The organism is Bacillus sp. GW823-FHT06A10 (assembly GCF_058795375.1).
In genome coordinates this window covers 588,666-601,404 of sequence record NZ_JBXAHT010000002.1, presented here as the reverse complement: position 1 = coordinate 601,404, position 12,739 = coordinate 588,666, and the positions used below count along the sequence as shown (strand labels likewise).

At 33.5% G+C, this 12,739-nt stretch carries 23 protein-coding genes; 6 read left to right on the top strand and 17 right to left on the bottom strand.

The features are described 5' to 3' along the window. Positions 1 to 23: 23 nt before the first annotated feature. Positions 24 to 155, bottom strand: coding sequence for a hypothetical protein (locus tag AC1Q8M_RS17920; protein ID WP_000064665.1), 132 nt, complete (start codon positions 153 to 155; stop codon positions 24 to 26). Between the two features lie 97 nt (positions 156 to 252). After that, positions 253 to 480, bottom strand: coding sequence for a hypothetical protein (locus tag AC1Q8M_RS17915; protein ID WP_000032702.1), 228 nt, complete (start codon positions 478 to 480; stop codon positions 253 to 255). Positions 481 to 553: 73 nt separating this feature from the next. On the opposite strand from AC1Q8M_RS17915, the gene AC1Q8M_RS17910 reads away from it, so the two are divergent. Beyond that, positions 554 to 670: a hypothetical protein gene (locus AC1Q8M_RS17910; protein WP_003279814.1), complete on the top strand. Its 117-nt coding sequence runs from the start codon at positions 554 to 556 to the stop codon at positions 668 to 670. A 141-nt stretch (positions 671 to 811) separates the two neighbouring features. Further along, positions 812 to 1,444 carry a VC0807 family protein gene (locus AC1Q8M_RS17905; protein WP_001073111.1) on the top strand — a complete coding sequence of 211 codons (633 nt, stop codon included), beginning with the start codon at positions 812 to 814 and terminating at the stop codon, positions 1,442 to 1,444. A 65-nt stretch (positions 1,445 to 1,509) separates the two neighbouring features. On the opposite strand, the gene AC1Q8M_RS17900 is transcribed toward AC1Q8M_RS17905, so the two are convergent. The 10 genes from AC1Q8M_RS17900 to comGA form a co-directional block, all read right to left on the bottom strand. Beyond that, positions 1,510 to 1,710 (bottom strand): YqzE family protein, encoded by a 201-nt coding sequence (locus AC1Q8M_RS17900; RefSeq protein ID WP_000106083.1) that lies wholly within the window; start codon positions 1,708 to 1,710, stop codon positions 1,510 to 1,512. A 38-nt stretch (positions 1,711 to 1,748) separates the two neighbouring features. Beyond that, positions 1,749 to 2,246, bottom strand: a complete 498-nt coding sequence (locus AC1Q8M_RS17895; RefSeq protein ID WP_000836666.1) for a shikimate kinase — start codon at positions 2,244 to 2,246, stop codon at positions 1,749 to 1,751. A gap of 115 nt (positions 2,247 to 2,361) precedes the next feature. Further along, the gene (locus AC1Q8M_RS17890) at positions 2,362 to 3,012 is read right to left on the bottom strand and encodes a 2OG-Fe(II) oxygenase (protein WP_000183863.1); all 651 of its coding nucleotides are present in this window, start codon (positions 3,010 to 3,012) and stop codon (positions 2,362 to 2,364) included. A 174-nt stretch (positions 3,013 to 3,186) separates the two neighbouring features. Then, positions 3,187 to 3,558, bottom strand: a complete 372-nt coding sequence (gene comGG / locus AC1Q8M_RS17885) for a competence type IV pilus minor pilin ComGG (RefSeq protein WP_001214888.1) — start codon at positions 3,556 to 3,558, stop codon at positions 3,187 to 3,189. After that, positions 3,555 to 4,025, bottom strand: coding sequence for a competence type IV pilus minor pilin ComGF (gene comGF / locus AC1Q8M_RS17880; protein WP_000923102.1), 471 nt, complete (start codon positions 4,023 to 4,025; stop codon positions 3,555 to 3,557). Before comGF ends, comGG begins: the two co-directional genes overlap by 4 nt. After that, positions 3,995 to 4,297 carry a type II secretion system protein gene (locus AC1Q8M_RS17875; RefSeq protein WP_141493410.1) on the bottom strand — a complete coding sequence of 101 codons (303 nt, stop codon included), beginning with the start codon at positions 4,295 to 4,297 and terminating at the stop codon, positions 3,995 to 3,997. The genes comGF and AC1Q8M_RS17875 overlap by 31 nt, the downstream gene beginning before the upstream one ends. Further along, positions 4,290 to 4,745, bottom strand: coding sequence for a competence type IV pilus minor pilin ComGD (gene comGD, locus AC1Q8M_RS17870; protein WP_002094140.1), 456 nt, complete (start codon positions 4,743 to 4,745; stop codon positions 4,290 to 4,292). Before comGD ends, AC1Q8M_RS17875 begins: the two co-directional genes overlap by 8 nt. After that, positions 4,742 to 5,041, bottom strand: a complete 300-nt coding sequence (comGC, locus tag AC1Q8M_RS17865) for a competence type IV pilus major pilin ComGC (RefSeq protein ID WP_001178687.1) — start codon at positions 5,039 to 5,041, stop codon at positions 4,742 to 4,744. Before comGC ends, comGD begins: the two co-directional genes overlap by 4 nt. 11 nt (positions 5,042 to 5,052) lie before the next feature. Continuing rightward, positions 5,053 to 6,084 carry a competence type IV pilus assembly protein ComGB gene (gene comGB / locus AC1Q8M_RS17860; protein WP_083530659.1) on the bottom strand — a complete coding sequence of 344 codons (1,032 nt, stop codon included), beginning with the start codon at positions 6,082 to 6,084 and terminating at the stop codon, positions 5,053 to 5,055. Beyond that, positions 6,077 to 7,120, bottom strand: coding sequence for a competence type IV pilus ATPase ComGA (comGA, locus tag AC1Q8M_RS17855; protein WP_001013187.1), 1,044 nt, complete (start codon positions 7,118 to 7,120; stop codon positions 6,077 to 6,079). The genes comGB and comGA overlap by 8 nt, the downstream gene beginning before the upstream one ends. Before the next feature lie 205 nt (positions 7,121 to 7,325). Between comGA and AC1Q8M_RS17850 the strand changes: the two genes are divergently transcribed. From AC1Q8M_RS17850 to AC1Q8M_RS17840, 3 genes are all read left to right on the top strand, one after another. Then, positions 7,326 to 8,021: a helix-turn-helix transcriptional regulator gene (locus AC1Q8M_RS17850; RefSeq protein ID WP_000434124.1), complete on the top strand. Its 696-nt coding sequence runs from the start codon at positions 7,326 to 7,328 to the stop codon at positions 8,019 to 8,021. Positions 8,022 to 8,147: 126 nt separating this feature from the next. Further along, positions 8,148 to 8,390, top strand: a complete 243-nt coding sequence (locus AC1Q8M_RS17845; RefSeq protein WP_000375619.1) for a DUF2626 domain-containing protein — start codon at positions 8,148 to 8,150, stop codon at positions 8,388 to 8,390. Between the two features lie 107 nt (positions 8,391 to 8,497). Then, positions 8,498 to 9,892, top strand: a complete 1,395-nt coding sequence (locus AC1Q8M_RS17840; protein WP_001094344.1) for an L-cystine transporter — start codon at positions 8,498 to 8,500, stop codon at positions 9,890 to 9,892. A 79-nt stretch (positions 9,893 to 9,971) separates the two neighbouring features. Here the strand turns inward: AC1Q8M_RS17840 and AC1Q8M_RS17835 are convergent, their stop codons facing one another. Continuing rightward, the gene (locus AC1Q8M_RS17835) at positions 9,972 to 10,364 is read right to left on the bottom strand and encodes a hypothetical protein (RefSeq protein ID WP_098360863.1); all 393 of its coding nucleotides are present in this window, start codon (positions 10,362 to 10,364) and stop codon (positions 9,972 to 9,974) included. Between the two features lie 87 nt (positions 10,365 to 10,451). After that, complete coding sequence (locus AC1Q8M_RS17830) at positions 10,452 to 10,667, bottom strand: DUF3912 family protein (RefSeq protein WP_001008326.1); 216 nt, start codon at positions 10,665 to 10,667, stop codon at positions 10,452 to 10,454. A gap of 253 nt (positions 10,668 to 10,920) precedes the next feature. Here AC1Q8M_RS17830 and AC1Q8M_RS17825 point away from each other — a divergent pair, with 253 nt between their 5' ends. Next, complete coding sequence (locus tag AC1Q8M_RS17825) at positions 10,921 to 11,232, top strand: hypothetical protein (protein ID WP_001093240.1); 312 nt, start codon at positions 10,921 to 10,923, stop codon at positions 11,230 to 11,232. A gap of 34 nt (positions 11,233 to 11,266) precedes the next feature. On the opposite strand, the gene AC1Q8M_RS17820 is transcribed toward AC1Q8M_RS17825, so the two are convergent. The 3 genes from AC1Q8M_RS17820 to AC1Q8M_RS17810 form a co-directional block, all read right to left on the bottom strand. Beyond that, positions 11,267 to 11,755, bottom strand: a complete 489-nt coding sequence (locus AC1Q8M_RS17820) for a hypothetical protein (RefSeq protein ID WP_000764263.1) — start codon at positions 11,753 to 11,755, stop codon at positions 11,267 to 11,269. Positions 11,756 to 11,834: 79 nt separating this feature from the next. Then, entirely contained in the window at positions 11,835 to 12,209 is a 375-nt protein-coding gene (locus AC1Q8M_RS17815; protein ID WP_001012331.1) for a nucleoside 2-deoxyribosyltransferase, read from the bottom strand. A 95-nt stretch (positions 12,210 to 12,304) separates the two neighbouring features. Then, a complete protein-coding gene (locus tag AC1Q8M_RS17810; protein WP_000817964.1) occupies positions 12,305 to 12,565 on the bottom strand; it encodes a DUF3966 domain-containing protein in 261 nt (86 codons plus the stop codon). Between the last annotated feature and the right edge of the window lie 174 nt (positions 12,566 to 12,739).

Here is a 12,739-nt window from a genome sequence, read left to right as displayed (position 1 = left end):
CCTCTTTTGAGCTATTTTCTACCCTACTCGCTATCGCCACTACGCTCTTGCTGCTTTTTCTGTGCCATACGTTTCTGCTGTGCACGATCCTTTGCGCTCACATGATTTGCATCAGTTGGAAGATTTTCTTTCGAACGTCCAATTCCATTGCTCATCTTTCCCACTCCTTTTTGCGTTTTTCAAAATACATGTTTATTTTCAGCTAGAGTTACAATCCTTATACAAAAAAATAAGAGCAGCCATTGGCTACTCTTACTCGCTCACATATTTTTGAAACATATCATGGATGCCTTTATTTACTAGGTTCGAGATCTGCTCGTCAGATTTATTCGGATAACGATCACGCAATCTGATAGATGCCTTCACCATTAAATTTTCTAATACAGAACGGCCACCTTCTCCATAAATAATTTCAGCATATTTAACAAGCCTTCCATCCTCTACTGTTGCTGGATTATGATTGAAGAAAAATTTACTCATTGTCTCCACCTCTCTCTTTTGATAACGTTTACATTTATATAGATTATTTATGTTATTTATTTCACAATATTGTATGCATGTATATTTAATTAGTTTCATTATAAAGCAACATATCGATAGTAAATATGTGATTTTCCGTCCATTTTGTGAACAAACTAAAAATGAAAGCGTTTCCTTTATTATATACTAAAAAAACTTACTACGCTAGGGGCAATTTTTTTCAATCTACTAATCCCTCAAAAATTGATATATTTTTTCTTTTCCCATTAAACCTTATACAATTTTCAGAAATTATATTATAAAATATATGTATGACTTAAGGAGGCTTTGTATGAATCAAAATAAAAAAGCTATATTAGATCTTGTCTTTTATCTCGTAATCCCATTCCTCATTTGGAAATTTGCAAAACCTTATATCGATCCTTATTACGCGATGTTACTTTCCTCTGTTCCGGGGATTATTTATACACTGTATACCTTTAAAAAAGAAAAACAGTTTAACGTGACAGGGTTCTTTATTTTAATTACACTCATTTCTAATACAACGGTAGATCTATTATCTGGGTCAGCTGAACGAATGTTATGGAACGATGCGTACTATCACATCGTACTCGGTATTATCGTCATATGTACAATTTTTATAAAAAAACCACTTATGTTATATTTCGCAGCAGATATTGCCGCACTTCAAGGTCATGACCGTGATAAAAGTCGTGAGCTTTATCGTGATAGTCGTATATATCCAGCACTGCAATATTTAACGTTATTTTTCGGGCTACAATTTATATTAAAAAGCTTTTTAAAAATTTATTTCATCTCTGTTTTTGGTGTAGATGGCTACGGTGAAATGAGAGCGATTATGACCGCTGTCGGCTGGGGCATTTCTATTTGTATCGGAATAGGGTTCGTATGGGTGAACAATAAAATACATGCCGTTACGGAAGAACAAGAATCCGTGCAGTAAACAAAGATGCCCTAGTGTATTACGACACTAGGGCATCTTTATTTTGCTAGACATATGACTAAAATTTAACTTGATTTTTTTCTTTTACTTTTTACATTTCGGTAAAACAAAGCAGCACTCAGCGGCATAACACCAAACCACTTATTCATAAATGGCTCTTTTTCAGCACGGCGTTGTTCTTTCTTTTGTTTTCGATCTTCTTTTGGAGCATCCATATACGACACAAACTGCTGCGTCACAAAGCGAACATAATCATTAGTAGACATATTATCATCACCTCTACTTGATTAGTATGTCCACTTTTTTATACATTAATCTTTTCCTTTAATTCATTCATAATTTGCTTTACAGACTTATTTGTCGTATCGATATGAATATGAGCCTCTTCATAATAAGCTCGGCGTGATTCAAATTTCTTTACGAATGCATCTATATCTTTCTTTTGAAATAGTGGACGTGTCGTATCTTCACGAAGCCTTTCTGCAATTACATTTGGATCACAATATAAATACACGACAGTTCCGTTCTCTTTCATCCACTTGCGATTTTCCGCTCGTTCAATAATTCCCCCACCAGTTGTAATAATGACATTATGGACTGGTAGCGAACGTAACATTTCGCTTTCATATTCCCGAAAAGTCATTTCGCCTTCTTCGGCAAAAATATCACGAATTGCCTTCTTTTGCTTCTCTTCGATTTTTTGATCAGTATCTACAACATCCATTTGAAGTTCTTGACTTAATGCTTTTCCAATTGTTGTTTTCCCTGCTCCCATATAGCCGGTTATGTATATAGATTTCATTTTCTGTCCTCTCAATCGTCATTTATTAATTGTTATTATAACGAAAGATGCTACTTTGTTTAATAAAAAAACGTTTTGTTCTTATACTATGAAGAACAAAACGTAACACTCGCTTTTACTTATAAGTACCTCTTCTCACCCACTGCGTTGCAATCCATTTCTCGCCTTTCGTTACAGGTGCCCCTCCATGTAACGTAAGCTCATTTAGTGATTGATCTTGATAAAAATACTCAAAGTATACTGCCATTCCCTTTCTAGGATGTACAGAAAGATTTAATTTCGGGAAGTACGTTTCCCCGCCTTCTTCTACATCATTTAAGTACATTACAAGCGTACTAATACGATTGTTAGCAGCTGATCTACTATGTTCCGCAAAATAATCATAGTGTGCTTTATATTGTTGATCCACTTCATAATTTAAAATGTGCAATCCTTCACCATGCGACGCAGGAACATTCATGATAGATGAAATTCGTTTTTCAATCTTTGAAGTAAGTTCATTGTCTTCCAAAAATGCACCGCTACTTGTTCGAATATCATTTACATCACGTGATGAACCAACTTTAGAACGCTTCATTTTATTTTTAGACATTTCAATTAATTCATCACACTCTTCATCACTTAGTACATTTGCTAATACGACAATAAGAGGTTCTTCGAATTTTGAAATAATGTGTATTTCTCTATCTTCTGTCATAATCGTATTTCCTTTATGATCAAAAATAGTTTGTTCCTTATTTTCACCTATTTGATTGTTGTTTGTCATTTCCCTATTCTCCCTAAAAATAATGATTGGATAGCATGAATATATCACATTCTTTCTACCTTTCTCTTTTTTGAGAAAATTTAAACTTTTAATCATTATATTTATCCATTTCTTCTAAAAAATCAATTCAATTTACAATAGAAATCCCTGGTTTTTCTTCGTATTTTTTACATATTATCCTTCTATCCAATCGACTATTTTTCCATCCTTTTTTCTATACCGAAAGCTCACCGTATAGAAAGCTTCCTGTTTGAGTGTACACTGCAACGCAACGAGAATTAAATCATTTTCAAAGATATAATTTCCACTCACTTCTCCCTTTTCATACTGAAAGAAAAATGCACCTTCTTTTTCTTTTTGCTGTAAGTCTTTTTTTATATCTATAATAGATCGGTTAAGTAGTTCATCCAGTAAAAACTTTTGTTCTATTTCTATATAAAAATTTTTATCTGTAAACAACATATTTGTTTCGTATATAAAAAAAGAAGTTAATAAAATAAGAAAGATGAGTGTTCCAGGCATTGTAAACCCATTTTGCCCTCTCATACATTCATTTCCATTTCACTATATCGCATAACTACACCTTCATATATTTTTCCGCTAGTATCTTTCACATTTATAATAAGTACATGAGGTGTTAGTTTGTAAGAAACCGTTCCAATATTTTGTAAAACAACTTCCCTCCCGCGCCTATTTACCTTTCTTATAAGACGACTATTCTCTTTTTCATACGATACTTCACTCCCATTACGCGATCGAAATCGTAAAATACTTTCTCCATTTTCAAATGCTAGCTGTTCTCCAGATGATACTTCACGAAACTCCAATTGCATTTGCCCTAAATACACATCCCACTCCCAATCATTTAACCCTTTCGACTGTTTATTTTCCATTTCAATGAAATGTAGGCGGGGAAAGAGCAAAAAAAATATTGATAATAGAAACAGACATACAATCATTTCTATTAATGAAAAACCAAATTCTAATTTATTTTTTCTCCTACATAAAAGCATTGTTCCATCACTCTGTCTTTCACATCTCTCCACATGGTACAAACTTCATTGCCTCCCCAATATGTGTAATACACAATTCCATTTATATTCTTTTCTATTATTCGCTTTTCTTCATTTCCATACATATATATAATTACTTCCTTTTTTAATAATCCAGATGCCTTATAACGAATTTGTATATTTTTTCTTTCTTGCATAACTAATACTGTTTGCGGTAGTAGTAACGATACAGCCATCATTAAAACACTTAACGATACAATCATTTCAGCCATTATGGATCCTTTTTGACATTTCACGATACGTAAATCTCCCTCTTCCAAGCTGAAATACAATTTCATATTTATAATTTCGATATGAAATTATAATCGTACCACCTCTATTAATATTTCCACTTGGATTATATGTCATCGGATTTGGAAACGTATGCAAATCAATTTGTATATCTTCTTCATACTCTCGCTTGACGATATAATACTTTGTACCTGACTCTTTTATAGCATACATATTTCTATCTTTATGCCAACGTAATGTATAGTGCTTTTGACGATTTATCGCTAATTGCTGCATATACAAAATATCATTTGAAAACTGTCTCAAAAATTGTTCAACTTTTTGTCGCTCGTATAAGGAATGAACACTAAAATACGTAACTACACTTAATACAGAAATAGCAAATAAAACGAGTAACATTTCTAAAAAAGTAAACCCCTGTTGTTTCACAATGCCCTAATTGATACTGCGCCATCATCTGAAATATGAATAGATTCGCCATTCGGGCACTTATCAGTTGTAATATACTTTTCATCTGTCAGTTCTTTTAACGATGGAATTTTATTATGTTGTAATTGATATACTTGTATTTGTGCTTCTATAGATTTCACGTAAGCTGCACACCCTTTTCCTTGGACCGATGAACGCTGTGTAACTACATTCGGAATAATTAATAGTAATAATATAGTTATGACAACCATTACTAATAGCATCTCTAACAGAGTAAATCCTTCCTCATTCTGCATACAAATGCCCCCTAAATAGAATTCATCATTTGAAACATTGGCATAATCATCGCTAAATACATAAGGACAACGATTCCTCCAATACATGTAAATAAAATAGGCTGAATGATAACTAACATATGTTTAATTTTCCGTTCCATCTTTTCCATAATAAGATCGCTATAGTCACCTAATTCAATCGCTAAATTGCCGTTTGCTTGTCCATGCGTAATAACATAAGAAAGTTCTTTCTCGTAATACCCACTTTTAGCAATGATAGATTGTAACTGTTCTCCTCCAATTAATTGTCTTTCAATCCGGCTCGCTTCATATTGAAAGAACGGATGATATCTTTGCTCCATCATTATTGTTAAAGCTTCGCATACTGATAGTCCACCATTTAATAAACCACTCAACTGAGTAGCAAAATAATGTGAATGCTTTAAAATAAGAAATGTTTTGATGAGGGGCATACGAAGCATGATTTTTACCTGGCTAATATGTGGAAGTTTCCTAAAATACAACATATACAAACTACATCCAATAATAACAGTTAAAATAGCGGTTAAAATAATGTAAGGTAGCAGTTTTATTGCACTTAAAATTTGTTCTGTAAGTAGTGGTGTATTAGAACCGAACGAACTATAAACCATTTCAACCTGAGGTAATAAAATGAGGTTGAAAATAAAAAGCATGATTAGTAGAAAAAACATTAAAAACATAGGATACTGCATGATTTTCATCATGTCTCTCCTATACTTATCTTTCTTATAAAGAAGTGCACTTCCTTGTTGCAAAGCAAAAGAAATATCACCATGTTGCTCGGCATAAAATAAATAACTTAACATGTCCTGATGAAACTTTAACTGATGAAAAGAATCGTGTAGACTTTTCCCATCTTTTAACCCCTCAATCATGTGCTGCAATTGTACTTTCTTTTCTACAGGTAATTGAAACTGTAAAAATTCTAATGCTTGTAAAAGAGAGTAGCCTTTTTCTAATAATTCTCCTAAACGTTTCAACAATACTACTTGATCACTTAAACTCCAAGTTTTCTTAAACATAAACATCATCTTCTAAAAAACCTAAAGCATATCCTTTTCTTATTGACGATTCTAAAGTCTCATGTTTGTAAGTAACACATTCTCCATCTGCTTCTTTAAGCGCTTGTTTTAACTCATATCCATATAGCAGCTCATAAATGCTTGCTTGCCTTACTTGCCTCATTGATTTACATAAAGTTGAGCACTTTCCTCTGCAAAACGGACACTTCAATTCGACAAGTCGCTGTGCAGCCACAGCCAATAAAGACTGTTCAATCTCTTGCCTCGTTATACCATAATCCATGAAACGAATGATTGCTCCTTTCGCATCATTCGTATGCAGCGTTGTCATGACTAAATGTCCTGTCAAACTTGCTCTTATAGCTATTTTTGCTGTTTCTTCATCACGGATTTCACCGACTAAAATAATATCTGGATCATGACGTAAAATAGCCTTTAATCCTGTTTCATATGTGAGACCCGCTTTTTCATTTATTTGAATTTGTAATACATCGTCACTTCTTTTTTCAACCGGATCTTCAAGTGTAATGATGCGACGTGTTTTCTTTTTTCTAATTACCTCTAATAATGCATACATTGTCGTTGTCTTCCCAGAACCAGTCGGTCCAGTAAACACGAGTAGCCCCTGTGAATAGCGTAAAAACGAGAGTAGTTTTGCTGCCGTACTTGGAAATAACGAAAGATGTGATAAGGGCTGCACAGATGCTTGTAAATGAAGGCGAATAACGAGACTTTCTTGATATACTGTTGGAAGTGTTGAAAGGCGTAAATACACTTCTTGTCCATCAATTTGCAAATACAACGAACCATTCTGTGGCTTCCGTTTCTCTCCTATGTCCATAGATGCTAAAAATTTAAAATGTGAGACAAGTTTTTCTCCAAACTCCTTTTCAATACAATGTCTCGTCATTAAATCTTTTCCTACACGTAGTTGCACTGCTACATCCTTCTGCCGGGGCACAATATGTAAATCTGACGCTTGTACCCTACACGCTTCTTTTAAAATTGTATTCGCAAAAATTTCAATCCCATTCATCACTTTTCCCTCCTCACTATGTATATAGCATGAAAACATGCGCAATAAAAATTTGGACTTTTGTATTTTCAATAGAGGAAAAAGGAAAAATATGTTTGTGAAATTATGAACAATTTCCGAATTATTGTCTGAAATTACCTATAATAATGTTTATCTGTATTATAATGTTATTATCTTGGATAAAGTGATAAAGGTGGAGATCCTCATGGAACAAGCTTTAAAAATTACAGGTGTATTATCTGACCCAACTCGTTATTACATTTATAAATATATTTCGCAAAAACATAGTTACGTAACGGTACAAGAAATTGCAGATGAGTTCGATATTCATCCAAACGTAGCGCGTTTACATTTATCTAAATTAGAAGATGTTCATATGCTAAAATCGGAAACGAAGAAAACTGGAAAAGGCGGAAGACCGAGCAGATTATATGTCTTATCTGAAGATGTTATCCAATTACAATTTCCATTCCGTGATTATCAATTGTTAGCAAGAATCGCATTTAATTCTTTACTTAGCCTTGGCGCTGCTGGTGAGAAAGCGCTATACGAAACAGGAAAACAATTCGGAGCTGAATTAATGCAACAACATATGCAACGTTTAAATGTGAGTGAAGATGCTTTAACAGTGGAACAAAAAGTTCAAATTGCAAAAGAAGCTTTCTCAACAGCTGGCTTATCACCTGCATTTGAATTAAGTGCAGATGGAACAAAAATTTTCTATGATGTACACAATTGTCCATTTAAAGAAGTTGCTGTTCATCATCCAACTGAAATTTGTAACATGCACGGAGATATGATGAAAGGCATTTTTGAAATCCTATTCCCTAACATGGAATTAACTCGACATGATAGTCTATTAGATGGATGTAAATCTTGTAATTATAAACTAACAATTTAATTTATCATATAAAAAGAAGCCAATAATAATTGGCTTCTTTTTATATGAAAGAATATTTACAATAGTAAGAAAAATAAACTATAATGAAAAGAGGTTTTACTTTTTCTAGAAAAGGAGGGAAATAGCATGGATCGCATGTTTCGCGTTCTCGGCTTTTGGACTGGAATTTTCTCGGTTATGTTTTACGTAGGAGATATGCAACAGGCTGCACTACTATTTTTAGGACAAACAGGTTTCTTCGTACTTTTAAGCTATTTAAAATTAACAGAGCGTATGTATATATACGTATTCGGGGCATATTTAACTGTTTTCTTCATAGGATTTACATACTACACGACATTTTTACTTGTCCCTGGGGCTGGACATTAAAAGATGGCATTTTGCCATCTTTTTTTTAATCCCGGAATTTCCTAGTTGACTTATAGGTTTTATTACCTTATATTCTATATAACAGATTGGAATTAGGGGGAATCAACATGAATACACTGCTTGTCGGAATTAACGTTGCAGTCATGCTCATCTTAGTTGGCGTATTATATTATATGCAACGTAAGCATGTATCTTTTAATAAACGTGTATTTACCGCTTTAGGAGTCGGAATTTTATTCGGTCTTATATTACAATTCATTTATGAGCCAACTTCTAAAGTAATTATTGAATCAAATACTTGGTTTGGCTTAATTGGTAACGGTTATGTGAAATTACTTCAAATGATCGTTATGCCACTTATTTTAGTATCTATTATTTCAGCATTTACAAAATTACAGTTAACGAAAAACCTTGGTAAAATTAGTGGTCTTATTATCGGAATTTTAATTCTTACTACAGGAATCGCTGCAGCTGTCGGTATCGCTGCAAGTGCAGGATTTGATGTATCTGCAACAGGCTTGCAACAAGGTGATGCAGAATCTGCTCGTCTGAAACTAGTTGAAGAAAGATTTACTTCTATTGAAAAGACAACAATTCCAGATAAATTATTAGAGCTATTGCCTACAAATCCGTTTCTTGATTTAACAGGCGCTCGTCCAACATCAACAATCTCTGTCGTAATATTTGCAGCCTTTATCGGCATTGCCTTTATAGGTGTAAAACGAAAATATCCAGAACAAGCAGAGCTATTTAAGAAAATGCTTGATGCTGTATATGCAATCGTAATGCGTATGGTAACATTAATTTTACGCCTTACTCCATACGGCGTATTAGCTCTTATGGCAAAAACAGTTGCTGGTAGCGATATAAATGCTATTTTAAAGCTTGGTAACTTCGTGTTAGCCTCTTATGTAGCACTTATCGTAATGTTTATCATTCACTTATTATTAATTGCATTGTCTGGTTTAAATCCAATTCAATATTTGAAAAAAGTGTTCCCTGTACTAACTTTTGCATTCACATCTCGCTCTAGTGCTGGTGCGATGCCATTAAATATTGAAGCTCAAAAAGAAAAGCTTGGTATCTCCGAAGGAATTGCAAACTTCGCAGCTTCATTTGGGGTATCTATCGGACAAAACGGTTGCGCAGGTATTTATCCAGCAATGCTTGCAATGATGGTCGCTCCAACTGTAGGAATTGATCCATTACAACCACAATTTATTTTAACTTTAATCGCTGTTGTTGCTATTAGCTCATTCGGTGTTGCCGGAGTTGGTGGCGGTGCAACATTCGCAGCTTTAATCGTACTATCTACAATGAACTTACCAATCGGTATTGTTGCTCTAGTTATCTCGGTTGAGCCATTAATCGATATGGGTCGTACAGCTCTTAACGTAAGTGGTTCTATGACAGCAGGTCTTATTTCAAGTAAATGGCTTGGTGAATTAGATCAAGATACGTACAATCAAGATGATACAAAAACTGGTGAAATTGCTTCATAATGAAAAAAAGACGCTAACATACAATTGTTAGCGTCTTTTTTATTCCGTTCCCTCTTTATAGATCTTATCTTGAGAATTATCACTCCAAGTATTCTTCTAATTGCTCTTTTAACTCTTCCTCAATCTCATAACAAGATTCATCAGCGAGTTCTCCTACTTTCTTACTACCCAAAATGTTTGATTGAATTGGCATTCCTAAAAAGATTCTTTCACATTCCCAAATTGGAATATTGTGAAATTTAATCATCTCTTTTTCTTCATCTAATATATCTATAGCAACTGTTGAATAATAACCCACCTCAAAGGGATTCTCTTTTTCTCTTGCAAATCCCATATCTAATTCCATGTTTTTTTCTATGTATAAATGCGAATACTCTTTATACAATTTAAGTGACATTCGCTCTATTTCCTTCTCCATACATTGAATGTTCTCTTTTAACTCCAACGTAAACTCCTGTTCTTTATATTTCATTTTCGCCTCCTTAAACATAGAAAAAGAGAATACAATAATATATTCTCTTTCCTCAAATATATTTCATTATCTCACAGCCCGTCCTTTTCACAAATAACCATTTTGTTCGCACCATTTATGAAATTGTCCTACGTCTACTCCAACTAACACGATATCCTTTAGCTCTACATCAATAATTTGTTCTCCAATTACAATAGCAAACTGCGATGCTAATTTTGTCTCGTTTTTCTTTACAATTCCAATTCGGTTCCGATGCGGTCCATCTTTTATATATGCTTTTTGTCCTACAATATCAAAGTTCAAGATTCTCACCTCTTTTACTGCGCTCAAATTGGAAATACGATCTCCACCTCGGAAAATTTCCTTTCATTGCACTATTTCTCTATATATATGACGAAACAATAAAAGAGTCCTTCCTTCTTTACAATTATTTTTTCTTTGTTTCATTTTTGTGATTGAAACGTAAAGTTTATAATAAAATACACTTGGAAGCGCTTTCTATGTAATTTTTTATGTTATAATATAAAAGTAGAACTTCGTAAAGAGGGTTAAAAAAATGAATACAAAAATGATTAAAAAAGTAATTGAAGCATTAAAAGTATATGGCTTTCAGGATGTATCATTCTGTGACAAAACGAGGCAATTTTTATTTCATAACGAAACCGATATTATGAGCGGCTATGCAGAAATAACATATAGTAGTCAATTTGAAAAATTCAACGTACAAATTCATCCAATTGAAACACATCACCAAGCAGAGTTACAAGAGGTTGAAAGACATATACAAGCTTGTATAAGAAAAGTGGAATATTTAAACGCACTTCTTACCGGGCAGACAAAACTAGATGATAAAATTATTATTATGTAAAAAAAGAACGTGATTGAATCACGTTCTTTTTTCATTATATGTTCATCTTTTCCTTTAGTTGTAATCCTGTAACAGATTCTAATACATCCATCGATTCTCCAAATGTCATATCAAAAATTGTATTGTCCTCTATGTACGGAAACTGTCTGAAACGCTTTTCTAACACCTTTACAGCATCTGATGTAAAGTTTGCACTATCAATGCCAAATTCTGTTTCAAGAAGAACGATCCAATCTAACACATGAAAACCTAATCCATTGACGAATGCAATAAGTTTTTCTTCTGGGTTTGAAGATAAGAATACTTGGCGTTCCATCTCACTAAAAAGTTCTTCTCCTAAGATTTCAGCTAACTCATCATCATGTTCACGTTCAACAAGTTCTTCGTAGCCGTAATCATCCACAAGCTCTTCTACTTCTTCACTATCCTGACAAAGCAATTGACTAAGAAGTGCCTCTTTCTTAAATTCACTATTTTGTACGACTTCTAAAAAGCTCGTTTCCCATCCATTTTCTAATTTCATATTATGTACTCCTTTATATACGTTTCTTATCATCACTGTACCCAAAAGATCACTTTTATAACCTTTTAGGTAGTTACTATTATTTCACATGATTCATAACATAAGATGCAAACTCAGCTACATCTCCTTCAAAAATATTTATTTCTGGCAAGTGATAGAACGTTGTTTGGAGCGGGTTTCCTGCATGATATACATATATCGTTTTCTCTAGTGCAATCGCCATTCCAAACTCTGTATGGCTCCCGTTTCCGCCATCTAATATAAGTAAAAACACATCCGCTTCTTTTACAGCATTTTTTTCTGCCTGACCAATTTCTCTTAATTGTTCTTGATTCACTGCTCTTTCGTTTTTGGTCCAATCATATGTATGGTGCCATCCTGCATGTTTCAGTTCATTTGCTACGGAACATACAAGATGTTTATTTTGGAAACCTGAGGCGATATAAAAATTCATTTATATACACTCCTTCATTATGTATCGAGAAACTCCTTTTTAGCGTTATTTGTTATAGCTATAATAAATAACAACTTCAAAAAAAATCCCCATCTTTAAAACTTATTTGCGTTTAAATGATGGGATGCTTCATGGTCTTCTTTTATTTTTTGTTTTTTATAACTTTCATCAGCTAACATTTCTAGTTCAGCTGTTATCTCTGATTTTTCAAGCTCTCTTTCTTGCGAAAATTTCCTTGAAATATAAACAATAACACTACCAACGTACAACACAAAGCATATAATAAGTGCAGTATTTTCATAGAGACTTAGCTCCAACACAGTCACTCCTAATCCATTCGTATTTTCACGCTTCATTAATTGGAATTTCCCTATTAACCCATTTGTTATCCCGCTATTTGAGGGCAGTAAAACCCCCTCCTCAAATTCCAGTGAAAGCAAAGAAGTTAGATGGAGGATGCCCCCAACTGATTAAAGTTTCACTTTATTGTAACATAAAAATATCAATTCTTGGAATCTTTCACCCTACTA